A 22,497-nucleotide genomic window follows, 5' to 3' on the forward strand; every position below is an offset into this window, starting at 1 on the left:
TATGCGGAGCAAACAAGCAAAATATATTTTTGTGGTGGGGGGAGTTATATCCGGAGTTGGGAAAGGTGTCACTGCCTCCTCAATTGGTAAGATTCTCCAAGACCGCGGGCTTACCGTTACAGCAATAAAGATTGATCCTTACGTTAATGTCGACGCTGGGACTATGAATCCCACCGAGCATGGTGAGGTTTTTGTTTTACATGATGGTGATGAGACTGATCAAGATATGGGCAACTATGAGCGATTTCTGAATACGACACTTTCGCGTGTTAATTACATGACAACAGGGCGAGTATATCAAAGCGTTATTGCACGAGAGCGAAATCTTGAGTATGGAGGCAAATGTGTAGAAGTTGTGCCACATGTGCCAATGGAGATCATTGCTCGTATTACCGAAGCTTCAAAACAAGCGGATGCTGATGTCACAATCGTAGAAGTAGGCGGCACTGTTGGTGAATATCAAAATGTGCTTTTTCTAGAAGCAGCACGCATGATGAAAATCAAATACCCAAAAGATGTTGCATTTGTCATGGTCTCGTATTTACCTATACCGTCAAAAGTTGGTGAAATGAAGACAAAACCGACACAGTATGCGATTAGGACGTTGAATGCTTCTGGAATTTTGCCTGATGTTATTGTTGCGCGTGCAGAAAAACCACTTGATGCAAAACGCAAAGAGAAATTGGCATTCTCATGCAATGTGCCTACCGATCATATTATTTCAGCACCTGATGTTGACTCAATATATGATGTGCCGATTAATTTTGAGAAAGAAGGTTTAAGTACACTCTTTTGCGATATGCTTGATATTGTTTGTCGTAAGCCTGCAATTGATACTGTTAAAAAGTGGAAGAAAATTGTCCAGACTATTCATCATACTAAAGACGAAGTACACATTGCTATGATTGGGAAATATTTTGATACAGGTGATTTTACACTTTCTGATTCGTATCTTTCCGTAATAGAAGCGATTAAATTTTCTGCATATGCGGTGGGTAAAAAACCAATTTTAAGCTGGATCAATGCGTTAGATTTTGAAGGTCCAGGTGGCAAAGCCAAGCTCAAGAATCTCAAACATTATGATGGGATTATTGTGCCGGGCGGTTTTGGTGCGAGAGGAATCGAAGGGATACTGGCAGCTATTACATTTGCACGTCTAAATGCTATCCCATATTTTGGGCTTTGTTATGGCATGCAGCTTATGGTTATCGAATATGCACGTAACGTACTAAAGCTAAAAGATGCAACCTCACGGGAAATTAATCCATCAAGCAGACATTTAGTCATAGACATAATGCCTGAACAAATTGAGAAACTCGCTAAGAAACAGTTTGGCAATACTATGCGGCTTGGAGACTATGATGCTTTACTTGCAAAGGGAACGATTGCGCACAAAGCGTATGGTACAGAAAAAATTACTGAACGTCATAGACATCGTTATGAAGTTAGTAGGGAATATATCAATGCTCTTGAAACTGCTGGTCTTGTATTTTCTGGCACATCACCTGACGGTAAGCTTATGGAGATTGCGGAGCTAAGTACGAAATCACATCCGTTTTTCTTAGGTACACAGTTCCACCCAGAGTTTCTTGCTCGTCCGCTCTATCCGCATAAACTATTTACTGCATTTATTAAGGCGGCGTATAGTCGTCGGCAGCAAAATAGAAAGTAGTAGAGTATCGTAATTTAAGTTTAATTCTTATCTAAGGATATAGTATTTTTCCTTGATCCATACAGCAATAAAAGTGCCAATCAATACACTGATCCAAACAAGGAGAATTTGCTGTAACGCTTCTGCCTCTCGATTCTCTGTTTCTGCTAATGATCGCCCCGCAAGTACATAGCCTGATACTTTCTCAGCAGTAAAAGGTAATACAATAATCGCTTCGCGAATACCCACTGTTGGTTCCCAGGTGATACGGTTTTCTCCATGTGTCTTAGTGTATTCAAAGATATCAGAAGGGGGAATCGGCAGTACACCTTTAATATTCCCTGATCCAACAATTGGTTTGCCTTTGTCATCATAGACAATGACAAACGGTGCAATGCTTGTCTCAAGTGGTATGCTTGTTCCTGCCACAAATACATCTGGTTTCGCTCCGTGTTCAAGTGCAAAGACTGTATCTTTTGCGATCTGTATTTGAGGGTCATTAGCACTTTGTCTTAATTGCTGTTGAATAACGATATATATACCAGCTAGTATGAGGGTTATACATACAGCAAACGGTAGCCATGAAAGTAGTGTCCTTTTTATTGGTTTCATAAGTACATACTAACGTACTATATGCATATAGCAAACAAAAATACACCAGTTAACTGGCGTATTTTTGTTTGCTATATGGAGGGAACAATTATTTTATTGGATTCTCGCCTCGAATGACACGAACTAAAAATATGATAACTGCAGCAATTAAAAGGATGTGAATATACCAACCAATGGTGTAGAGACCCACAATACCTAGTAGCCATAAGATTAAAAGAATGACCCCGATTGTTATAAGCATAATATTATATTTAATTATTTTTTTTAATAAAGTTATTTCTTGCTTGATTTCTTTTTCGCCGAACTTGTTGCTTTTACACTTTTCTTCACTTTCTTTGCTGATTTGGCAATATGCTGCCAGTCTTCTTTAAGATTTTTGACGTAGGCTGCAAGTTCGCTCTTATCAACAGACTGCGCAGTTGCGTATGCTTTTGCAGCACCGTCAATTATTTTTTGATAGATTGGTTCACTTACTTCCTGTAAATTTTCTAATTTTTCACCAATTTCGCCTTTCATTTTGACCATCCAGCTTTTTATCTTCTTTTGGTTTGTCTTGCCACTTGGCCCTAAGAGAAAATAACTTGCAACAGCTAAAGCTGCAACTCCTGCGCCCATAGCGATCATCTTACCTCCATTCCCACTAGAAACTTTTGATACTTTTTTCATAATAAGCTGTGTTTGTTAAATTGATAATTCAATAAATACTAACGTTTAACTTTCTGTTCCGTGACGTTTCTGTGAAGCCTTCTTACTTCTGTGGAAAAATAATGTGAATACTTTACTCATTCGTATGTCAGTTAGCATGTCTTGTATGTAGGCATTAGTTCCGGTTACTTCTTTGGTTAGCATATCGAGTAGCTTGTTTGCTTTCGATACAGTGGCCAATACGTATATGATGCCTATTAAAATAAAAATAGTCAGTAAAATAACCGAAATTGTGGTTATAAAGAAAAATATATCTGCTTTTACAATTGTTTCCATGATAAGTATTTTACGGCGAATCTTTACTTCTGTGTCATCTTGACTACTCTTTAGTGTACCATGTTTATCTATATGTATAGTTACCGAAAGACTATTTTATATTACGATTCAAAATCAATATTGTGAGTATGAAGACTAAAATACAATATTGACATATTAAAATATATAGCATAGTCTGAAAGAAAAAACTGAATATGAAAGCGATATTTTTGTTTGTAGCATCTGTACTCCCTAGGATCATCTTTGGGCAAACAGTTGTAGACTTTACTGCTTACTATCCGAGCGCTCATGATGCGTATCGTGGTAATGATAAATTTGTCAAAGCCTCGCTAAGTTCTTTTATTGACGCAAAAGAATTGGATGAATTGGTAGCTAGAAGAAATACATTTAGTGAAAAAGATTTTTATATTGAATGTATTAAAGCGTATAGCAACCATACATTTACCAATAACTTTAGAATTTTACACTATCAAACATTTAAAGATAGTGTACTAAAGTATGCTGCAGTATTAGGATATAGCGAGACAAGTATCAAGAAATTATCTATCCATGATCTTGTACTATTATCCGGACTCATTACTTCATCGCGTCTATACTATGATGATCACTATGATCCATCTGTAAGCTTTGAATATTATAATAAGTTTTACCCAGATGAACTATTACAGAAGAAGACTGTTGTATGTACTCAGTTTGCATTTTTGAACCTATCGATTTTCTATGTACTCAAAAATCACAATGACAATGCAAATGGTACCTATATGTCTGCGTATAGTATTGATTCACATGTGTTTAATAAAGTGATTTCGCTTGATGGAGATGGATTCATTATTTCGTATGTTGATCCAGCGCAGTTATATATGTATGAAGTTTCACTACAGACATATCTAAACCCGACTAAAGAAAAAGCGCTACTGGCTACTGCAGGAAATATAGGAACAAAAGAAGAGCGAGAGTATGCAGAAAAAGTTAAAATTGAGCGTGAAAAAGCTTACTCAACGCGTACACAAATTGACCACAATCCAAATCTTATGCATATGCTTAAAAGTCATACAGCAATAATATTTAAAAAATAACAAAAACAAACCCAAGGAAGCTTGGGTTTTATTACTAAATACCAATACACACGGATACTTTGCACCGCTGCCTGTACAGCGCTCTAGTGTGGTATAATTCATTTGTAGATACTACAGCTATTATGTACACACCTTTTGCTGAGAGAACTCATGAAGAAATGAAAGATGTGCTTATGTATCCTGAGGCAATAGGGCCTCAGGTTCATTACTATATGATTCGTGGTGGTACTGACAAGACAAATGTTACTATTTTGGAGAATGGTACCGTTGGTGGTGAATATATTAAAGCCTATGGTCACTACCATGCATATCCATTTATAGAGACCTATACCATAGTCAGCGGTGAGGGTATTTTACTCCTTCAAACGAGGAAAAAAGATGCACAGGGTAAATTCATCGATGATAGCATTGAATCAATTTCTGCGACATTCGTGGCGGCCGGCGATACGATTAAAATACCAGAGGACTGTGGGCACTTATTAGTAAATATCGGCTCACACTGGCTTGTTACTATCGATGATAGTCCAGTTAATCTTACAGAGACAAATGCCGTTAAAGCTCCGAGTCATGCTGATTATGAGCCAATGCGCAGGCTCCGTGGATTTGCTTATTACGTCATTGAAGAAAATGGCAAGCCAATTTTTGTTAAAAACCCAATGTATACAGAGGTACCGCCGATTACTATTTTTTCGAGAAAAGAAACTCATTAATCTATGTTTACAACTACTAAAAAGAAAAAATTGAATATTCTCTTTGTTGGGTCAGAGGCTGTGCCATTCGTCAAAGTTGGTGGCTTAGCAGAAATATTATCGACATTACCGCTTGCACTTCGTGACTTGGATTATGATGTGCGAGTTATGATACCGAAATATGCAATCATTGATGAAAAAGAGTTTCCAATGGAAACGATTGTTAGTCAGCTAGAAGTACCGAACAAGACAGATGAAGCCATCATCTGCAATATCAAGGAATATGTCAGTGACAATGGCATGGTCAATTACTTTCTTGAGAATCAAGAATTTTTTGAAAAACGTGGCAGTGTGTATGGGTATGATGATGATCCTTCTAGGTGGGCATTGTTAGCTCGCGGCGCAATAGAATTTGTTCGTACCTATGAGAAGTGGCGCCCAAGCATTATTGTTGCCAATGATTGGCAAGGCGGACTCATTCCTAATTATATGCAAGCCGAATATAAAGATGATCCGGTTATGCGAGAAATCGCATCAGTCTTTGTTATTCATAATATTTATTATCAAGGGATACTCAACCACAAGCATATTAGCGAATTAGAATATGATGATGGGCAAACAATAATCCCAGCAATTTCTGATCCAGCAATTTGTAAACTTAATTTTATGCGACGTGGGATTCGCTATGCGGATGTGATTAATACTGTCTCACCAACCTATGCTCGAGAAATTACAACACCAGAGTATGGGGAACTCCTAGACCCGTTACTCCAAGAGAGGCGTTCTCGATTGTTCGGTATTTTAAACGGGCTTAATTATGATATTTATAATCCAGAAACGAATCCCTATGTGGAATATCCTTACACTGAGAAAAATTTATCTGAACGTAAAAAGAATAAGAAAATATTACAACAAAAGTTTAATCTTGATGGTCGTCCTGATGTGTTTGTAGTCGCAATCGTCTCGCGATTGACGAAGCAGAAGGGACTTGATCTTGTCCTTGAAACTATTGAGCCGCTTTTAGATAATTACGACTTTCAATTCATTGTGCTTGGTTCTGGTGATTCAAAGTACATGTCATTCTTTGAAGAGCTCGATAAGAAATATCCACAAGTTGCAACACATCTCTCTTTTGATACTATTTTGCCCCACAGCATTTATGCAGGAGCAGATGCAATTCTAATACCGTCCAAGTTTGAGCCATCTGGATTAACCCAAATGGAAGCGATGCGATATGGTGCAATACCGATTGCAAGAAAAATTGGTGGATTAGCTGATAGTATTGAAGACTATGATCCAGTAGCAAAATCTGGTACTGGATTCCTATTTGACAAGTATGATCCGTATGCATTTTTTGGTGCATTTATACGAGCCCACGAGACACACAAACACAAAAATCATTGGCAAGATATTCAGCATCATGCAATGCAAGCGAACTTTTCTTGGGAAAAGTCAGCTCAAGAATATGCCAAGCTTTTTGAGCGAGCGCGTAATCAATTTAATCAATAACTACGATGCGCTGGGTAAATTTTCTCCACATTTATCAGCCTGCAAACCAAGCGGCTGATATAGTGACGCGGGTAGCAAATGAGAGTTATCGTCCTCTTTTAAAAACGCTCAAAGAAAATCCTAATACAAAAATTACGCTTAATATCAATGCTGCACTTTCTGAACAGTTTGTCTCTTTGGGATTCCAAGATTTAATTAATGATATTATTTTTGTTGCCACGAGTGGTCAAATCGAATTCACCGGTAGTGCTAAATATCATGCACTCTTACCATTTCTGTCAGAGGATGAAATAATTCGCCAAATTACTCTTAATTTTCAAACTAATCAGAAAATTTTCGGTGACGTATACAACCCTAAAGGCTTTTTTCCTCCAGAAATGGCGTATGCCCCCCTGATTGCTCCAATTGTTGAGAAATTAGGATATACATGGATTCTGATTGATGAGGTCGGCTTCAACGGGCGGGTTGCTGGAGTTGATACAAACGTTGTCTATACGATTGAGAATACTAAGCTTTCAGTTTTTTTCCGTGAAAGAACATACTCAAATTTAATTATGAGTGCATTGGTCCGCCGAGAAGAAGATTTCAAAGACATGGAAGATTTCAAGTCAAAAAACTACTTAGTTACTGGTATGGATGGGGAAACGTTTGGCCATCATCGCCCAGGGTTACAAAAGCTTTTGACAGGACTTCTGACAACACCGGATTTTGAGCATGTTTTTATAGAAGATCTAATGAGAGACATACCAGCGAGAAAAGTTATCCAGCCTGTTATTTCCACTTGGGCATCCACTGAAAAAGATATTGAAGAAGGTAATCAATTTTTAACGTGGGATGATCCAAATAACACTATTCATCGAATGCAGTGGGAACTGCAGCAATTGGCAATTGAAACTGTCAAAAATGAAAATATTGAGGATTCTATGGCCCGTCATTTACTTGATGAAGCTTTAGCCTCGGATCATTTTTTCTGGGCATCGGCGAGACCATGGTGGTCACTTGAAGTGATAGAATCAGGAGCCTGGCTATTGCTCGACACGATTAAAAAAACTCAAAATGTAGAACGTACGATAAATGCTAAAGCGCTTGAGTTGTACTACGCGATCATAGCTTCGGCATTCAGTTGGCAACGCACAGGACATATTAAGGAAATTTATAAAGAGTACCGCGAAATTCCACGAATCCCATTTAAAGATAAAACGGCAGGTGAACCCTGGGTATATGCTGCATTTATTGAGCTTATGAAAATAAAGATCAAAGAAGCAGTAGTAAAAGAAAATTTTGAGGAAGCAATACTGTGGCGTGATGCGATTTGGAAACTTGAGACAAAGAATGATTTATATGATTCACTGCATGCGGTTGATTTACTGCGACAGAAAATTACTAATGGTGATGTGCTTGATATGATTGATAAATATAAACTCGAGTATCAGAGACTCGCGTCCGGGCAGCCTGAGCAGCGAGGGATTTAAATATATACATATGAATATCGAAGATTGGTTCGCAAATGTAAAAAATACTGAAGATTACAAAGCATTGGAGAGAAATCCAATTGCATATTTCTCTGCTGAGTATGCGCTTGATTCTGCGTTGCCCACGTATGCGGGTGGCTTAGGAGTTTTGGCAGGGGATTATATCCACGAAACTGTCTCTCATACTTTCCCACTCATTGCCATCGGACTTCGTTACCATAATGCCCAGCATTCAGTTATATCTATGGGTGCTGAAATAGAAGAACATATTGCAGAAGCAAAACTTGTGCCGCTTATAGATGCCCAAGGAGTGCCAGTAGTTATATCGCTTCCAATTGGAGATCGAATTGTTCATGCAAAAGCTTTTATTTGGAATAACTTCCCACTATATTTTTTGGATACAAACATAGAAGCAAATCATCCAGATGACCGAAGTATTACACAGGTGCTCTATGTAGAAGATCGTACGCTTCGATTAAAGCAAGAAATTCTTTTGGGTATAGGTGGCTTTAGATTGTTAAAGCGACTTGGGCATCATCCGTCGGTATATCATCTCAATGAAGGTCACTCAGCGTTTCTTGGACTTGAGCTTGCCCATCACGAGATGGAGCATCGCCATGTTGATTTTAAAACTGCTTGTGACTATGCCAAAAAACATGTGCTTTTTACCAACCATACGCTTGTGCCTGCTGGTCAAGAGCAGTTTTCACTCGAGACGGTTACGAGTCTTATGAAAAACTATGCGGAAGAAATCGGCGTGGCGACATATGATATTGCGGAACTTGGTAAAAATGGAGATGCGTTCTCAATGACGACTCTTGCGTTTCGACTTTCGAGTAAAGCCAATGCTGTTAGCGTACTCCATGGGCAAAAGGCAAAAATACTCTGGCCTGAGCACCCTATGGAGGCAATCACCAATGGTATTTATCTTCCACGCTGGGATAAGATAGGGGCAGTTAGTGCAGAAGATATTTTTAAGATTCACCAAACAAATAAAACCAAGCTGTTAAAATATATTTTTGATATTACTGGTGAAACCTGGCATGAAGACGAGCTTTTGATTGGCTGGGCGAGACGAACAGTTGATTACAAACAGCCACTCGCCTTTTTCTCGGATATCGCGAGACTACAAGAAATTATATCGAAATCTCACAGGTCAGTTAGAATTGTGTTTTCTGGCCCAACTGAAAATGGCAATGAAAATGCAAATACATTAGTCGCTATGCTGCGTGCACTCTTTGCCGCTGACCTTAAAGGCATTGCAGTCTTTCTTCCAAATTATAATTTAGACATAGCCTCACTGATGACCTCAGGTACGGATATATGGCTCAATACCCCTATGATCGGCTCTGAGGCTTGTGGTACGAGTGGTATGAAGGCACTTTTGAATGGATCATTGCCATTATCTACTCGGGATGGCTGGATAGCAGAGGTAGCTATGGAAAATATTGGCTGGATTATAGATGAACCAAATATTGGCAGTAAATTGCTTGATGTTGTGGAGCAAGAAATTATACCTACCTATTACGCGCATATAAAAAATCAAAATGAGAGTGATTGGATCAAGAGAATGAAAGCCGGCCGAGAATTAATACTTGAGAAATTTTCTGCATCCCGGATGCTTAGGGCATATATAGAAGAAGGATACATACCCCTCTTGCATCAGCATCATAAAGAATAATTTACCCTGTAAGTATGGACTCAATATAAGCTGCTGTTTCTTCTGGCCCACTGACGGTAACGATTGTTATGCCAAGAGGGATAACAACCGCATCATTACCACCTTCAAAAAGTGCATCCCCCACATACACAGCTTCTTTAAGGGGTATGTTGGTATATGCAAGAAGCTGCTTGATGCCGTAGGCTTTATCAATACCAGCTTTGGTGACATCAATCGACGTTGTGCCAGCAACGCTTATTGCATAGTTTGGCAGAAGCTTGGTTAATACTGTAATTATTTGTTTACGCTTGGTATGGTCGGGATCCCACGCTCTTTTTTGTTCCAGTGCTGCATCAATACCAAGTGCTGAGAAGGTAATTTGTGATCTGCGATCATCAAATAAATTACCTGCAGGGTTGTTTGATTTTCCAATGCCGGTTTCTGCAAATGCTTGCTCAAATGCTGTAATAATTTTCTTTTTTTCTATCTCACTTAAAATTTCTTTGTATATTTCTTCCCAGGCCTCCTTATAGACATAGAAACTACCCCCATCGGTAGGAAGTAAATAAAGATTCGCTAGCTGTTCGTCTGTGCATGATACATGCGTGAGTAATTGTTTTTCAAACTGAACAAATGATGCACCAGAGGTAACAGCTACTTTCTTTTGTTGTAATAAGCTCGAGAGCAGATGGGCCATGGTTTGACTGATTGGAGTTTTGCTCTTAGAGAGTGTGTCGTCGAGGTCAAAAATAATAAGTTTTGGCAATGTCATACCACCTAGTATACACAGTTTTGTTGTTTTTTCATTGGCTATAGTAGTTTTCCACTAGTGTCAAAAGGCAATTAAGGATACAATAAAAGCAAGGAAAGTATTATTACTAATAGTTTTTTATTATGAAATCATTGCATACGGTTACATTTATTCTCCTTATTATTGGAGGTCTTAACTGGCTTCTTGTTGGTGTTATTGGTTGGGACGTTGGCCAAGTCTTTGGCGGTCAAGCAGCAATCATCTCACGCATAATTTATATTCTTGTTGGTCTCTCAGCTGTCTATGAGATCGTGAGTCACAAGAAAAATTGCAAAGAATGTATCGCAAAAGGTCCGGTGGCTCCTAGCGCAATGCCTCCACAGAATATGTAAAAGGTGTTCAATAAAAAATATCCCGCTTACTCGGGATATTTTTTATATTTGCTTACCAGCAACATACCCAGTTGTCCAGCATAATTGCAACGAATAGCCGCCAGAGGGGCGGTTGATGTGGAGTAGGTCTCCGGTAACATATAGATTTTCAATAATGAGCGACTTCATATGTTTTGTGTCTATCTCAGTTAGGGGGACACCACCATCAGAGACAACGGCTCGGTCATATCCCATGAGTCCGCTTATAGAAAGTGGTAATGTTTTCAAAAGTTGCACGATATGTTTACGCATTGGAACGGTAATACTGTGGACTTTTGTATTCGGATCAATCATCTCTGGTAGAAGCGATAGTATGGCTTCACTCATGCCCTCTGGTGCAATATTTTTGAAAATATTTTTAAACATTTTGTTTTTATTCGCATCGAACACGGCGATTATTCTAGAGTCAAGTGCGCCATGATCAGTATCGGGGAAGCAATCGATGGTCGCAGTGACCTTCCCGCCCTCGAGAAAGCCTGAAACTTCACTTGCAGCGTTTAGTATAAGTGGACCAGACAAGCCGAAGTGAGTAAAGAGCACTTTGCCTTTTTTTGTTAGGATACGCTTGTCGTCAACAAAAAAAGTAATTTTCATAAAATCAATTGACACTCCGGCAAGGGAATGAATCCATTTGTCAGGAACTTTAAGCGGTACAATAGTAGGTGTTGGTTTGATAATCGTATGGCCAAGTTTTTTCAGAAAACCAAATCCATCACCAGTGGAGCCTGTTTCAGGATGGGATATACCGCCCGTAGCCAAGATATACTTTGCTGCTTTATACTCTTTACTTTTGACAAAAACACTAGTGATTTGATTGTCCTTGTGTGAAATCCTTGTAATAGGAGAGTTAGTTAAAATAGTGATATTATTCTTCTTGAGTATTTTTTCGAGCGTGAGATACACATCGAGTGCCCGTTCAGTATGAGGGAATGCACGATTACGAGCTTGAACAACAAGTGGCAAACCGTGAGATTCAAAAAATCTAAACGTATCTTTAACACCAAATTGCGAATATGGTGAATAGAGAAATGGCGCTGCTTTGCCATAGTGAGAGAGAAATTTGTGCACATCATACTCTGCATTAGTGATATTACATCTGCCACCGCCCGAGATTTTCAATTTCTCGCCGAGATTTTTATTCTTTTCAATCAAGAGTACTCGCTTACCAGATTCTCCAGCTACAGCTGCTGCCATCATGCCCGATGCTCCGCCGCCAACAATAATGACATCGTACATATTATTGGATGAGAGTTAAATCACCATGCACAATAATTGGCTTCATCGCTTCAATTTCAGTTTTATAGAATGCAATATCAGGAATAGGGTTTAAGAGAAATATTTTCTGATTAAGCACATGGGCAAAGCCGATTTCCATAAGCGTATTGCCACCGATGTAGTTTGCAATGTTGTTTTTATCATAATTAGCTACAAGAACCGCATCCGCTCCTTGCATTTCACGCCAAAAAACTCTAATAGCATCTTTATTGTTTTTCTGGTCTATTTTGATAACCTCTATCTCTTGGTCAGTTTTACCAATAAAAGGTTGGTGTAGTTCAGTTATAAAGGCAGTATGGCCAAGTTTAATCAGCTTATCTCTAAGTTCAAGCATTTTCTCTGTATATTGCATGCTGCCAATAATGCCGATTTTCATATAATCTGGATTGTAGCAGAATATTTCGCTTCGCGCTTATATTTTGACAGAATAATTTTTTTGTAGTAAGGTGAAGTAAAATCTTACAAAAAAATGGGAAAACCAGTTATATTTCTTGATTTTGATGGATTCAAATTCGATACATTAGATGCTCATGTTGAATATCAGAATTACCGGTACGGTATAAATTCTACACGAGCTGATTATGTCAAAAATCCTTCTCTTGACACAGTTATCAACAAATATTTGTCTCAGGAAAAGCAAGTGACTTCAAGAGATGTGTACGTTGATAGTGTTGAGAATTTCCTAACATCACTCGACTGGCACAAGAATGTCAAGCCTGTCGATGGAATGTGTGAAGTGATGTCAAAACTTACTCTGAAATACAAACTTGTTACGGTCACTGCTCGAGAGAAAAATGGGCTAGCAGTTATACAGCACTTTCTCGACACATATATTCCAAACTGTGTGAGTGAGATTCATTGTGTTTGGGAACACGCTGGAAATGGAATTTTTAATGCACATTCAAAAAGAGATTTTATTAAAAATTACTCTGGCAAGAAAGTCGCTTTCTTGGATGATTCTGATTATGAAATCTTAGAGTTACAAGATATTATTTTGTCGTACCTTTTTGATCCATTGGGTACACACGACGATAATAAAAAGATATTGCATCGAGTAAGAAGTTGGGAAGAGATCGGAAAATTGTTCCTTTGATATAATAGACAGCACTATGTGCTGTTTTTTTATTTGTATTGCATGCAAATACACACTGTGGTATATATAAAGTATGCATTTAACGTTTACACAATTTGTTTGGTATCGATGTCTACCCGGAACATGGCTCGGAGTGGATTGTTGTTAATTGTGTAATCTAAATCTATTTACACTAACCCCCTCCAAGTCATGGAGGGGGTTTTGTTTTGTGTCCCATACATACAACATCATGTTCTTTAAAAAAATAGCTATGCAACAAACAACTAGCAGACCATCATTTCTTCCGGAAATTGTTAAAACATTCACCGTAGGCAATTGGAAGATACGAACTTTGCCAATAGAAGTACCTATTTATGCATCAGAAAAAAGCCAATTGGAGTCACTTGCTAATCAGTGGCCAGCATGCTTTAACTCGAAGCATGCAAATTGGATGACTGACGTATTTGGGGTGCCAAGTGTCGTTATTCGGATTGATTATACGGTTAGCTTTGAGGGTAAGGTTAATGTATACGAAATCGAAGACAGACCGGCAGGATTTGAAATCGATGCACTAGCATCAGCTAAGGCCTTCCAAGCTTTTGTGGAAACACTAAAGAATATATGCGAATATACTAATAAGCCACTCGGTATCTGTGTTTCTCGAGGTCGTATGTTTAATTCTGATGATTTCTACTGGGCACAGAGACTCAAGGATTTTGGTGGTATACGAATGGTTTTTGGGGAAGTCCCAACAAATCCAGAAGATGCAATTTGGTTTGTACGGACACTTCGAGATGAAAAAGAGTACTATGCATTGTCTCCGTATTCACTTACAACTATCAAGTATGAGGGTGATAAATCATATGGTATTGCTTTAAAGTTATGGAAACCTCTAAAATATATAGTTGGTGGCATGGATTCTTTTGAGGGGATATATGAATTCAAAAGAACTATAGAAATTCCTTGGAGTAAACCTTTTGTGGTTAAACCTGGATTTGGCTGCCGTTGTGAAAATGTACACCTGTATCATCCCAAGAGACCAAGTAACGGATTCTCGACGAAGACAAAAATTGAGAAGGCTATAGCAAACAATGAAGTTCATTATATTCAGGAGTACTACGAACCAGAGTCGCCGGCATTTCTACCAACTGAATACGCTATGATTCGTAGATGTTACTTAGTGTTTGACATAGCGAGTAAAGCATACAAAGTGATTGGTGGCCAATGGGAAGCAAGACCCAACTGCCATAAAATTCATGGTGCCTCTGATGCTGTTTGTGGGCCACTTGTTGTTACATAGAATTTAAAAGCACGGATTTCATATCCGTGCTTTTTTGCTATACTCAAATCTATGTGTAGATTATTTGCTTTTAGTGGAAATACTGGTAGCCCGGAGTACCGAGATGCGCTCATGGCTTTTGCTGTATTGGCAGATAAAGGCTGTGTGCCGTGCGGTATTGAGCCTGGGCACCAAGACGGCTGGGGTATACATAGCTCAAACAAAGCACATGAAGTATATATCCGCTCAGTCGAACCTATTGATGGAGACAGTGTTATTTCATCAACTGAATCTGTTTCAGGTGATGGTCAGGTAATCGCTCATTTGCGCAAGGCAACTGTTGGAACAAAAGCTATTTGTAATACCCATCCTTTTCTACGTTCAGGTATATGTTTTTGCCATAATGGCTCGATACATGCTTTTGAAAGCACGGTTTTTACTAACGATAGGCACTTGCGTGAAGGCCATACGGATTCTGAAACTTTCTTTTTACGCATTCTTGATCGCATAGACGGGCAATTAGGTGATGGTAGCCTCTCTATGTTTGAAAAGGCGATTAAGGACGAAGTTATAGAAATTCAAAAGATTAGTGAATGGACATCATTGACATGTCTACTCAAAACTAAAGAGGGGATTATACTTCACTATTTATGGAATGAAAAAGATCCCGAACGTGAGACGCTCAAATTAGATGAGTACTATACTTTTTACAAAGGCACAAAAGATGGTATGACGATTCTATGTTCTGAGACGCTAGATATACAGGGTTTTACTTGGGAAAAACTAGACAATGGGACAATACTTACATTGCCAAATAATCATTAAATCTTGTTTTTAATGCAGGAATAACATCTTGTTTTGCGAAAAATGTTTCTTGATCGAAGAGATCCCATTTTTGACCCTCAGTTAATTTAATTTTATCTGTTTCTTCAGCAGAGATACTAGCTACCATGAAAACTGCTTTTTGGTTTGGATCTTTTTGAGCTGGGTATACTTTTTCCCAAAGAAAAGATTGAGGTGATAGGACTATGCCAAGTTCTTCCTCTACTTCACGTATAGCGCATTCTTGCGAACTCTCTGTACCTTCTCTCCCTCCACCTACAAAATCCCACATGTTGGCATTAAACAATCCGGGCTTGTTATCTCTGAGATGCATTAAAATTTTGTCACCAACGAGTAGTGCGATCTTTACCCCATGAAAATCGTTTTCCATACAGTTTAAAATTTGAGCTCTTATTTCTTGCGTTTAGCTGCAAGTTTGATAATTTTTTCAAGTTCTTTTGTATTAATATCAGAAAGTTTGTTGATGTAGAGACATGAGCCTCCTTCTTTGTACTTGCCTAATTTTAAAAGGAAATCGTTTTCACCTTTCTTTTCTTTTAAACCACCATGCGTCATCGTAAAAACCTTTAAACCATAGAGAGCAGTATTTTGTTTGCGTGGAGAAAAACCTATGAGCATCCATTCTGCTTCTTTGCCATTTGCATAGGTATACTTCCTGCGGCCAAAGCCAACGATCGATGCACCCCACATTTCAGGCTTTGCTTTAGTTACTTTCTCCATCATCAAAGATATAGCGAAGCAATCCTTACGCTTCTCTTCGTCTTTGATTGTACTCAAAAATTTCTTTACGCTCGCTTTATTAACTTTTGTTTTTATTTCTGGCATAAATAATGTTTATTGTTGTAATGATTGGTCTACTATCACCACGGGCGAGGTATCATAAGCTCAAAAGTCTACTTCCGAATTATTCGGTACATTCTCCATCTATAGCCCATATCCTCAATTTCTATGTATCTTTCTGGCTTAAAATTATAAAAAGATAACATTTCTTCGAACTCTTTGAAGTCTTCGTTACCTTTAAAATCAATGTGGGTCATGATTATTGCGCCACTATTTTGAAGATAACTGGTAGCTTCTTTTAAAAAGCGTTTGTGGATTTTATATTCAGGATCATAAAGAGCCGACTCGACTAGTCCATTAAGCGGAAAATCAGTAATTGGTAGATTCGCAATTATAATGTCAAACTTATTTCCATTTTCAATCTTGATAAACAGATCACTTTCAAATGCAGTGATTTTATCTGAAACACCATTCAATTTAAAATTCTCTTCTGCACAAGAAATGGCAGCTGGATTTATATCCACAACTACAACACTTTTTGCGCCATCCTTAATAGCTTGTATCGCCTGGATTCCTGTACCTGTGCCCATGTCAAGAATATTTAGACCAGTTAAATCACCGAAAATGGTATGAAGCTTTTCTGAAGTATGTGAAAAATTGCTTCTCGGCGGGAATACGCCCCTGCAAGTTTTAATCTTTACACCCTCAATATCGATAATTTCAGGGATTTGATTTTTTATTTGCTCAAGAAATTTTTGGCTAATTTGGGGATTTATCTTATCCATATATAAGTAGTATTTTAGTAATTTTTTTGTAGCTTAGCTTCCTTCTTTAGATTTGCCTAGTCGAGTTGCGCCCTTATTTTTAGATGAGCCAAATCAGAGACTTGTTGCTGCGGGACTTGCACTCGAACCCCGCCCGAACGATTTCTATCATTCAGTCGGGCGGGCAAGATACACGGTTCCAGAAACCTCTATTGCTTTTATATTCAGGGCTGCGGGACTTGGACTCGAACCAAGATACACGGTTCCAGAAACCGTAGTCCTACCATTAGACGATCCCGCAATAGGTCAACCATACAGGAAAAGAGGCTTTTTTTCAAGAAAATAAAAAGCCCACATAATAATGGGCTGGTAAATTTGTCTCTACTTGTAATGTCATTTGCTTCTTACTTTACTAATAATCATATCGAATATTTTCTTGGTACGGTATTGTGGTGGGTTGCATTGATATGACAACTCATGTGTTGTATTCCAAAGCAATACAATTTTCTGTGAAGACGGGTATTCACTCAATAAGTTCGCGAATCTCTGATTTGCTTCGGTATCTTCAGGTAATGATAGTATGTGCCTGATCTCTTTTGTAAAATAATCATTTGCCTGAGTATCGTTTAAGAAAAATGTTGCCATTATTTTTTCAGTCATTGTACTACTTGGTGCCATAAATTCAAAGTATGTCGTAAAAAACCGCCCCGGAATTTTTATCGGGACGGCCTCGGCAAGGTTGACAAATCCACCGCGATGGACGGTCGCACTAACCAATGGCTGCCTACTTAATTTCGAACAGCAAGAAAAATTATATCAAAATATACATTAATTCCAAAATAAATTTTAGAAATTTTGCCTTATTTTTTATGCTACACTCCTCGTATGAAGATGAAAATATTTCAGAAAACTATTTTAGATTATTACAGGACTCATGGACGGAAGTTTCCTTGGCGTCAAACACACAATCCATATAAAATCTTGGTATCTGAAGTCATGTTGCAACAAACACAAGCAGATCGTGTCGTCCCGAAATTCAATGCCTTTATCAAAAAGTTCCGAACTGTGGAAGCCTTAGCACATGCATCACAAAAAGATGTCCTCGTGCTTTGGAGTGGTCTCGGGTATAATCGCCGCGCACTCAATCTACACAGAGCAGCGAAAGCAATAGTCTTAGATCATGCTGGTAAAGTGCCCAAAGCAAAAGAAGCTCTGGTTGCACTTCCAGCTATTGGTCCCTATACCGCAGGTGCGATACGAGCATTTGCTTTTAATGAGCCTGATAACTTCATCGAGACAAATATCCGCTCAGTATATATTCACTTTTTCTTTGCTGATCGCAAAACAAAAATAACTGACAAGGAACTTCTCGCTGTAGGGGAGAATGTTATGTATTTGGAAAATCCGTGCGAATGGTACCAGGCACTCATGGACTATGGTGCAATGCTCAAACGAGAAGGGAAAGGATATCTCAATAAAACCAGAAACTATACTAAACAATCAAAATTCCAAGGGTCTGATAGGAAAATCCGCGGAGCCATACTTAAACTCCTGCTTCAGAAATCTGAAACATTAGAGGGTCTCGTTACTCAAATAAATGAAAATAAAGCACGGATTACAAAAATCATCACTGGTCTTAGCAGAGATGGCTTCATTAAAATCAAATCGAACCGTTTCTTCATGAAGTCTTAATTTTCTCTCATTAGAATTGACAGATTATAAGCCTCAATTAAAATATAGAATATATGTCTACGAATCTACGAGAATTTAAAATAAAACCATTACAAAAAAAATACATCGAAATGGGACTTGTTGCTCTCGTGACGACACTTGTCGTGATGGTGATTGCCGGCAGTCTACTTTGGGGTAATCGCACAAAAATCATTAGTTTGCTCGCTGGGAGCTACATGGCTCAAACAAGTGAAAATCCTTTAGCTGGAAGCTCACCTGTGCCGTTTACTGAGGAATCATTCGTCGTCAATGCTGTTAAACGTGCCAATCCTGCCGTGGTATCTATTAGTATTACCAAAGACGTACCAACCTACGAAACATACTACTCACCATCACCGACTAATCCTTTTGGTGATATGTTTGGAGGCAATGATTTCTTCAATCAATTCTTCCAACAGCAAGTCCCGCAGCAAAAGCAAAATGGTACCGAGAAGCAAGAAGTTGGCGGTGGATCAGGATTTATTATTACCGATGATGGGCTGATAGTGACCAATCGCCACGTTGTTGCAGATGAAGATGCGGACTATACCGTCTATACCAATGATGGCAAAAAATATACTGCTAAAGTTTTAGCTCGCGATCAGATACTCGATATTGCAGTTATTAAAATTGATGCGCCGATAGGTGGTTTGCCGTACCTTGAGCTTGGCGATTCTGATTCGCTCGAACTCGGGCAGTCAGTGGTCGCTATAGGAAATGCGTTGGCAGAATTTAAAAATTCTGTATCAGTTGGGGTGGTGTCAGGATTGTCGCGTTCGATTGTAGCAGGTGATGCATTCGCAGGAACGAGTGAACAACTCGATCGTGTAATACAGACTGATGCAGCTATTAATCCGGGTAACTCTGGTGGCCCCCTCCTTAATCTTCGCGGGCAAGTAATCGGCATTAATGTCGCTGTCGTACAAGGCTCATCTAACATCGGCTTTGCATTACCTATCAATAGCGTCAAATCAGTTATTAGTTCAGTCAAAGAAACTGGCAAAATCATAAGGCCCTACCTTGGTATCCGTTATACAGAGATTACGCCTGAACTCAAAGATGCCAATAAACTTGCTGTTGACTACGGAGTACTCATCCAGCGCGGGGAAGATAAAAATGATTTGGCAGTGATACCCGGCTCGCCAGCGGATAAAGTAGGCATCGTCGAGAACGATATAATCCTTGAGCTCGATGGCGTTAAACTTGATGAAGATCATAGTCTGGCGCTCATGATACGTGATAAAAAAGTGGGGGATACAGTGACGCTCAAAGTCTTATCAAAAGGTGTAGAGAAGACTGTGCAGGTTAAACTCGAAGCTGCACCGGAATAAAAAGAAAATCCCCTTTGTGTGGGGATTTCAAGAATTTATTATATATATATTTATATATCCGTAGGGAATACCTGTGTACCCAATGGACTGCAACTAGGTGGGCCGCCACCTCTTCCTATAGATCCGACAATGGACACGATTGCAAAAAAATTTGCAAGTGTGAAGAATAAAAGATTCGATGTCATCATAAGCAAAATTGTAGATGACTTAAAGATGTAGTACTTCGTAGCATCCTCGCCTGTAAAGTACAGATGCATTTCAATCTGACTCCAGGCATTCTTCTCGAATTTTATAGACCAAGGATAGAGGTCAGATATACGATATTTTTTTTGTGCGTAGTTTTGAACAAAGTCCCGCATATTTTTTATAGGGATATTGTTTTTCAAAATTACACTTCTCAATTCCAATTGTGCTTTTCTTGCACCTATATACATTGGATAGTTTACTCCTATGTAAATGAAAAGAATTGTTATTACCATAAAGAACGTCTTCATTTTTTTAAATTGATTAGTGATCTTAAACGCCAGATCTAAGATCACTAATCAACCGTGCTTGATAGTATTATATCATTATATTTCAATAAAGTCAATAGTATAATAACCTTGTGGATTAAGGTTATTTAGAGTGTTTTAACATGATATACTTTAGATATGTTAATCAAGAAATTAGGCCACTGCTGTCTCCACATTAAGCTTCCAAACCTTACTATTCTTACTGATCCTGGGAGTTATAGTACGCTGCAAAATGAAGTGAAGGGGATTGATCTTATACTCATTACTCATGAGCATGGGGATCATTTTCATATTGAGTCGCTAAAGAAAGTGCTCATGAATAATCCTGATGCTAAAATTATTACTAACGTCTCAGTTGGTAAACTTCTCGATGTAGAAAATATACCGTATAGCATTATTTCAGACGGGCAATCAACGACGATCGAAAATATTTTAATCGAAGGCTTTGGTACATTGCACGAAGAAATTTATGATGGCTGGGGTAGAGTAGAGAATACGGGCTACTTTATTGATAACAAACTCTTTTACCCAGGGGACGCGTTTACTGATCCTAAAAAACCAGTTGATATCCTAGCCTTGCCAGTTTCCGGACCATGGATGAAGATCCATGAAGCCATTGATTATGCACTACTACTAAAGCCACGAGTCGTATTTCCAGTCCATGACGCTATTTTGAAAAATCCTGGACTTGGGCATGCAGTTCCAAGTAAGTTTCTCCTAGAAAGTAATATCGAATTTGTTGTTATGAACGAAGACGACGAACACGAATTTTAAAAAGAAAACAGCACCGAGAGGTGCTGTTTTTGTAAATACATTACTTATGCATGGATTCTAGTTGTTCCCGCAAAATTTTCCATACCGCCTTTGTCATTTAAGGATACCTGTGTAGTATAGGCGAAACCCTTCTTTATGACGCAACATCTACATCCCGTGATTTCTGTTTTGAAAAACAGAGCAAATAAAGCATTTCCATTTGACGATGGGAGGAAGGTAATTCTTATTCTCCCTGGTGGACTTATGACGAGTATCAACGGCGCAGGTGCGCTTGTGGCACTTGAGATGCTTGGGTTGTACCGTGCATTTGATTCTATATACACCGGCTCGGCTGGATTCTTGAATGCATGCTACTTTCTCACCAAGAAAACACAAAGAGGAGCAACGATTTACTGGGATGATCTTGTCGCCAATAAATTCATTCAGCTTACCCGTTTCTGGGATCCCATTAGACCGAGTGTAGTAGTGGAAGCAATCAAAAAGTCCAAGCCATTTCCATATCAGGAATTATGGAATACTACCACAGAGCTCCATGTACAGATGCGAGATATGCGTGTAGGAAAATCGTGTGACCTTACCCTGAATGATTACACGCCACAAGAATTTTTTGAAATTGCCGAATCGTCTATCTCGTTTCCATATCTATGGAATGGTGTTCCGCATCATTTGAGGTACAGTGACGGACAGACGACAGGAGAGGCAACGAGGAAACTTTTTTGTTCCGGAATACACTCAGATGCGACTGATGTTGTGATTATTTACAACAATTTGAATCAGGTATTCCTCAATCAACACCTCGGAAACGAACGAGTGTGTGAGATACTTCCGCCTCGCGATTCACACATTAGTCCAATCGAAATGAGACCAGATATACTGATAAAAGCATGCACTGCTATGTACAAAAAAGTCTTCTCGGAATTCAATGAATAGCACAGGCATAGCCGAATAGAAAAACCTTACATCAAAACGATGTAAGGTTTTTATTTTTACATATGACAACAAGCGGGTTTTTTGCTAGTACCGATTTTTATCGCGTACTTTGTCTTTCCCAATAGCTTTACTGAGAGCCTCGTCCATAGAAATATTGTTTTTATTGCAAAAGCATGCAATAGCAAAAAGTAAATCACCCATTTCCATCTCCAGTTTTTCTACGTCACCTGAGATCACTTCAGCTTTCATCTCTCCTAATTCTTCATCAATTTTGGAAATTATTTTTTCAGTGGAGAAATAACTCCAACCCATTTCCTTCATAAAATCACTTACTCTAGTCTGTAATGTGTTCATAAGAAAGTTTTTAGTATTCTATATCTTACAACTGGCATGTC

26 protein-coding genes and 1 tRNA gene are annotated in these 22,497 nt (G+C 38.6%); 14 read left to right on the forward strand and 13 right to left on the reverse strand.

Going from position 1 to position 22,497, the window contains the following annotated elements:
* The first annotated feature begins 1 nt into the window (after position 1).
* Positions 2 to 1,672 (forward strand): CTP synthase, encoded by a 1,671-nt coding sequence (locus IPF86_02585; protein QQR49948.1) that lies wholly within the window; start codon positions 2 to 4, stop codon positions 1,670 to 1,672.
* A gap of 27 nt (positions 1,673 to 1,699) precedes the next feature.
* On the opposite strand, the gene IPF86_02590 is transcribed toward IPF86_02585, so the two are convergent.
* The 4 genes from IPF86_02590 to IPF86_02605 form a co-directional block, all read right to left on the reverse strand.
* A complete protein-coding gene (locus IPF86_02590; GenBank protein ID QQR49949.1) occupies positions 1,700 to 2,263 on the reverse strand; it encodes a hypothetical protein in 564 nt (187 codons plus the stop codon).
* An 88-nt stretch (positions 2,264 to 2,351) separates the two neighbouring features.
* Positions 2,352 to 2,504, reverse strand: coding sequence for a lmo0937 family membrane protein (locus tag IPF86_02595; GenBank protein QQR49950.1), 153 nt, complete (start codon positions 2,502 to 2,504; stop codon positions 2,352 to 2,354).
* A 32-nt stretch (positions 2,505 to 2,536) separates the two neighbouring features.
* Positions 2,537 to 2,929, reverse strand: a complete 393-nt coding sequence (locus IPF86_02600; GenBank protein ID QQR49951.1) for a hypothetical protein — start codon at positions 2,927 to 2,929, stop codon at positions 2,537 to 2,539.
* 45 nt (positions 2,930 to 2,974) lie between these two features.
* A complete protein-coding gene (locus tag IPF86_02605; GenBank protein QQR49952.1) occupies positions 2,975 to 3,244 on the reverse strand; it encodes a hypothetical protein in 270 nt (89 codons plus the stop codon).
* Between the two features lie 194 nt (positions 3,245 to 3,438).
* Between IPF86_02605 and IPF86_02610 the strand changes: the two genes are divergently transcribed.
* From IPF86_02610 to glgP, 5 genes are all read left to right on the forward strand, one after another.
* Positions 3,439 to 4,320 (forward strand): hypothetical protein, encoded by an 882-nt coding sequence (locus IPF86_02610; GenBank protein ID QQR49953.1) that lies wholly within the window; start codon positions 3,439 to 3,441, stop codon positions 4,318 to 4,320.
* Between the two features lie 122 nt (positions 4,321 to 4,442).
* Positions 4,443 to 5,030, forward strand: coding sequence for a hypothetical protein (locus IPF86_02615; GenBank protein QQR49954.1), 588 nt, complete (start codon positions 4,443 to 4,445; stop codon positions 5,028 to 5,030).
* A gap of 3 nt (positions 5,031 to 5,033) precedes the next feature.
* Positions 5,034 to 6,518 (forward strand): glycogen synthase, encoded by a 1,485-nt coding sequence (locus IPF86_02620; GenBank protein ID QQR49955.1) that lies wholly within the window; start codon positions 5,034 to 5,036, stop codon positions 6,516 to 6,518.
* A 5-nt stretch (positions 6,519 to 6,523) separates the two neighbouring features.
* On the forward strand, positions 6,524 to 7,990 hold the full coding sequence (locus IPF86_02625) for a hypothetical protein (protein QQR49956.1): 1,467 nt from the start codon (positions 6,524 to 6,526) through the stop codon (positions 7,988 to 7,990).
* Positions 7,991 to 8,000: 10 nt separating this feature from the next.
* Positions 8,001 to 9,671, forward strand: coding sequence for an alpha-glucan family phosphorylase (gene glgP, locus IPF86_02630; protein ID QQR49957.1), 1,671 nt, complete (start codon positions 8,001 to 8,003; stop codon positions 9,669 to 9,671).
* Position 9,672: 1 nt separating this feature from the next.
* Here the strand turns inward: glgP and IPF86_02635 are convergent, their stop codons facing one another.
* On the reverse strand, positions 9,673 to 10,422 hold the full coding sequence (locus tag IPF86_02635) for an HAD-IIB family hydrolase (protein QQR49958.1): 750 nt from the start codon (positions 10,420 to 10,422) through the stop codon (positions 9,673 to 9,675).
* A 122-nt stretch (positions 10,423 to 10,544) separates the two neighbouring features.
* Here IPF86_02635 and IPF86_02640 point away from each other — a divergent pair, with 122 nt between their 5' ends.
* Positions 10,545 to 10,793: a DUF378 domain-containing protein gene (locus IPF86_02640; protein ID QQR49959.1), complete on the forward strand. Its 249-nt coding sequence runs from the start codon at positions 10,545 to 10,547 to the stop codon at positions 10,791 to 10,793.
* Between the two features lie 42 nt (positions 10,794 to 10,835).
* Here IPF86_02640 and IPF86_02645 read toward each other — a convergent pair whose 3' ends face one another.
* Together IPF86_02645 and IPF86_02650 are read right to left on the reverse strand one after the other, a co-directional pair.
* Positions 10,836 to 12,068 (reverse strand): NAD(P)/FAD-dependent oxidoreductase, encoded by a 1,233-nt coding sequence (locus IPF86_02645; GenBank protein ID QQR49960.1) that lies wholly within the window; start codon positions 12,066 to 12,068, stop codon positions 10,836 to 10,838.
* A 1-nt stretch (position 12,069) separates the two neighbouring features.
* Positions 12,070 to 12,483, reverse strand: a complete 414-nt coding sequence (locus tag IPF86_02650; GenBank protein ID QQR49961.1) for a hypothetical protein — start codon at positions 12,481 to 12,483, stop codon at positions 12,070 to 12,072.
* 93 nt (positions 12,484 to 12,576) lie between these two features.
* On the opposite strand from IPF86_02650, the gene IPF86_02655 reads away from it, so the two are divergent.
* The 3 genes from IPF86_02655 (at position 12,577) to IPF86_02665 (ending at position 15,283) form a co-directional block, all read left to right on the forward strand.
* Positions 12,577 to 13,200 carry a hypothetical protein gene (locus IPF86_02655; GenBank protein QQR49962.1) on the forward strand — a complete coding sequence of 208 codons (624 nt, stop codon included), beginning with the start codon at positions 12,577 to 12,579 and terminating at the stop codon, positions 13,198 to 13,200.
* A gap of 250 nt (positions 13,201 to 13,450) precedes the next feature.
* On the forward strand, positions 13,451 to 14,479 hold the full coding sequence (locus IPF86_02660; protein ID QQR49963.1) for a hypothetical protein: 1,029 nt from the start codon (positions 13,451 to 13,453) through the stop codon (positions 14,477 to 14,479).
* Between the two features lie 51 nt (positions 14,480 to 14,530).
* Positions 14,531 to 15,283: a class II glutamine amidotransferase gene (locus tag IPF86_02665; GenBank protein ID QQR49964.1), complete on the forward strand. Its 753-nt coding sequence runs from the start codon at positions 14,531 to 14,533 to the stop codon at positions 15,281 to 15,283.
* On the opposite strand, the gene IPF86_02670 is transcribed toward IPF86_02665, so the two are convergent.
* The 5 genes from IPF86_02670 to IPF86_02690 all read right to left on the reverse strand — a co-directional run bounded on the left by IPF86_02670 (position 15,261) and on the right by IPF86_02690 (position 17,523).
* Complete coding sequence (locus tag IPF86_02670; protein ID QQR49965.1) at positions 15,261 to 15,671, reverse strand: NUDIX hydrolase; 411 nt, start codon at positions 15,669 to 15,671, stop codon at positions 15,261 to 15,263. The two genes, IPF86_02665 and IPF86_02670, sit on opposite strands and share 23 nt — an antisense overlap.
* 20 nt (positions 15,672 to 15,691) lie before the next feature.
* Positions 15,692 to 16,126 (reverse strand): DUF1801 domain-containing protein, encoded by a 435-nt coding sequence (locus tag IPF86_02675; protein ID QQR49966.1) that lies wholly within the window; start codon positions 16,124 to 16,126, stop codon positions 15,692 to 15,694.
* A 68-nt stretch (positions 16,127 to 16,194) separates the two neighbouring features.
* Positions 16,195 to 16,866, reverse strand: coding sequence for a class I SAM-dependent methyltransferase (locus tag IPF86_02680; protein ID QQR49967.1), 672 nt, complete (start codon positions 16,864 to 16,866; stop codon positions 16,195 to 16,197).
* A gap of 209 nt (positions 16,867 to 17,075) precedes the next feature.
* Positions 17,076 to 17,146: transfer RNA gene (locus IPF86_02685), tRNA-Gln, on the reverse strand.
* Positions 17,147 to 17,238: 92 nt separating this feature from the next.
* Positions 17,239 to 17,523: a hypothetical protein gene (locus IPF86_02690; protein QQR49968.1), complete on the reverse strand. Its 285-nt coding sequence runs from the start codon at positions 17,521 to 17,523 to the stop codon at positions 17,239 to 17,241.
* Between the two features lie 207 nt (positions 17,524 to 17,730).
* Between IPF86_02690 and IPF86_02695 the strand changes: the two genes are divergently transcribed.
* The 4 genes from IPF86_02695 (at position 17,731) to IPF86_02710 (ending at position 22,102) form a co-directional block, all read left to right on the forward strand.
* On the forward strand, positions 17,731 to 18,537 hold the full coding sequence (locus tag IPF86_02695) for an A/G-specific adenine glycosylase (GenBank protein ID QQR49969.1): 807 nt from the start codon (positions 17,731 to 17,733) through the stop codon (positions 18,535 to 18,537).
* A 53-nt stretch (positions 18,538 to 18,590) separates the two neighbouring features.
* Complete coding sequence (locus tag IPF86_02700; protein QQR49970.1) at positions 18,591 to 19,886, forward strand: trypsin-like peptidase domain-containing protein; 1,296 nt, start codon at positions 18,591 to 18,593, stop codon at positions 19,884 to 19,886.
* 650 nt (positions 19,887 to 20,536) lie between these two features.
* On the forward strand, positions 20,537 to 21,172 hold the full coding sequence (locus tag IPF86_02705) for an MBL fold metallo-hydrolase (protein ID QQR49971.1): 636 nt from the start codon (positions 20,537 to 20,539) through the stop codon (positions 21,170 to 21,172).
* Between the two features lie 135 nt (positions 21,173 to 21,307).
* Positions 21,308 to 22,102, forward strand: a complete 795-nt coding sequence (locus IPF86_02710; GenBank protein ID QQR49972.1) for a hypothetical protein — start codon at positions 21,308 to 21,310, stop codon at positions 22,100 to 22,102.
* Between the two features lie 84 nt (positions 22,103 to 22,186).
* Here IPF86_02710 and IPF86_02715 read toward each other — a convergent pair whose 3' ends face one another.
* Positions 22,187 to 22,456, reverse strand: a complete 270-nt coding sequence (locus IPF86_02715) for a hypothetical protein (protein QQR49973.1) — start codon at positions 22,454 to 22,456, stop codon at positions 22,187 to 22,189.
* Positions 22,457 to 22,497: the final 41 nt, after the last annotated feature.

The sequence above is a fragment of the Candidatus Nomurabacteria bacterium genome (assembly GCA_016699085.1).
In the GTDB taxonomy this organism is placed as follows: Bacteria; Patescibacteriota; Minisyncoccia; order Phycocordibacterales; family UBA9973; genus CAZLWF01.

What these genes read in the sequence shown, in the direction of transcription:
- IPF86_02585 (QQR49948.1), top strand. Translation starts at nt 2, where the DNA reads ATGCGGAGCAAACAAGCAAAATATATTTTTGTGGTGGGGGGAGTTATA.
- IPF86_02590 (QQR49949.1), bottom strand. Translation starts at nt 2,263, where the DNA reads ATGAAACCAATAAAAAGGACACTACTTTCATGGCTACCGTTTGCTGTA.
- IPF86_02595 (QQR49950.1), bottom strand. Translation starts at nt 2,504, where the DNA reads ATGCTTATAACAATCGGGGTCATTCTTTTAATCTTATGGCTACTAGGT.
- IPF86_02600 (QQR49951.1), bottom strand. Translation starts at nt 2,929, where the DNA reads ATGAAAAAAGTATCAAAAGTTTCTAGTGGGAATGGAGGTAAGATGATC.
- IPF86_02605 (QQR49952.1), bottom strand. Translation starts at nt 3,244, where the DNA reads ATGGAAACAATTGTAAAAGCAGATATATTTTTCTTTATAACCACAATT.
- IPF86_02610 (QQR49953.1), top strand. Translation starts at nt 3,439, where the DNA reads ATGAAAGCGATATTTTTGTTTGTAGCATCTGTACTCCCTAGGATCATC.
- IPF86_02615 (QQR49954.1), top strand. Translation starts at nt 4,443, where the DNA reads ATGTACACACCTTTTGCTGAGAGAACTCATGAAGAAATGAAAGATGTG.
- IPF86_02620 (QQR49955.1), top strand. Translation starts at nt 5,034, where the DNA reads ATGTTTACAACTACTAAAAAGAAAAAATTGAATATTCTCTTTGTTGGG.
- IPF86_02625 (QQR49956.1), top strand. Translation starts at nt 6,524, where the DNA reads ATGCGCTGGGTAAATTTTCTCCACATTTATCAGCCTGCAAACCAAGCG.
- glgP (QQR49957.1), top strand. Translation starts at nt 8,001, where the DNA reads ATGAATATCGAAGATTGGTTCGCAAATGTAAAAAATACTGAAGATTAC.
- IPF86_02635 (QQR49958.1), bottom strand. Translation starts at nt 10,422, where the DNA reads ATGACATTGCCAAAACTTATTATTTTTGACCTCGACGACACACTCTCT.
- IPF86_02640 (QQR49959.1), top strand. Translation starts at nt 10,545, where the DNA reads ATGAAATCATTGCATACGGTTACATTTATTCTCCTTATTATTGGAGGT.
- IPF86_02645 (QQR49960.1), bottom strand. Translation starts at nt 12,068, where the DNA reads ATGTACGATGTCATTATTGTTGGCGGCGGAGCATCGGGCATGATGGCA.
- IPF86_02650 (QQR49961.1), bottom strand. Translation starts at nt 12,483, where the DNA reads ATGAAAATCGGCATTATTGGCAGCATGCAATATACAGAGAAAATGCTT.
- IPF86_02655 (QQR49962.1), top strand. Translation starts at nt 12,577, where the DNA reads ATGGGAAAACCAGTTATATTTCTTGATTTTGATGGATTCAAATTCGAT.
- IPF86_02660 (QQR49963.1), top strand. Translation starts at nt 13,451, where the DNA reads ATGCAACAAACAACTAGCAGACCATCATTTCTTCCGGAAATTGTTAAA.
- IPF86_02665 (QQR49964.1), top strand. Translation starts at nt 14,531, where the DNA reads ATGTGTAGATTATTTGCTTTTAGTGGAAATACTGGTAGCCCGGAGTAC.
- IPF86_02670 (QQR49965.1), bottom strand. Translation starts at nt 15,671, where the DNA reads ATGGAAAACGATTTTCATGGGGTAAAGATCGCACTACTCGTTGGTGAC.
- IPF86_02675 (QQR49966.1), bottom strand. Translation starts at nt 16,126, where the DNA reads ATGCCAGAAATAAAAACAAAAGTTAATAAAGCGAGCGTAAAGAAATTT.
- IPF86_02680 (QQR49967.1), bottom strand. Translation starts at nt 16,866, where the DNA reads ATGGATAAGATAAATCCCCAAATTAGCCAAAAATTTCTTGAGCAAATA.
- IPF86_02690 (QQR49968.1), bottom strand. Translation starts at nt 17,523, where the DNA reads ATGGCACCAAGTAGTACAATGACTGAAAAAATAATGGCAACATTTTTC.
- IPF86_02695 (QQR49969.1), top strand. Translation starts at nt 17,731, where the DNA reads ATGAAGATGAAAATATTTCAGAAAACTATTTTAGATTATTACAGGACT.
- IPF86_02700 (QQR49970.1), top strand. Translation starts at nt 18,591, where the DNA reads ATGTCTACGAATCTACGAGAATTTAAAATAAAACCATTACAAAAAAAA.
- IPF86_02705 (QQR49971.1), top strand. Translation starts at nt 20,537, where the DNA reads ATGTTAATCAAGAAATTAGGCCACTGCTGTCTCCACATTAAGCTTCCA.
- IPF86_02710 (QQR49972.1), top strand. Translation starts at nt 21,308, where the DNA reads ATGACGCAACATCTACATCCCGTGATTTCTGTTTTGAAAAACAGAGCA.
- IPF86_02715 (QQR49973.1), bottom strand. Translation starts at nt 22,456, where the DNA reads ATGAACACATTACAGACTAGAGTAAGTGATTTTATGAAGGAAATGGGT.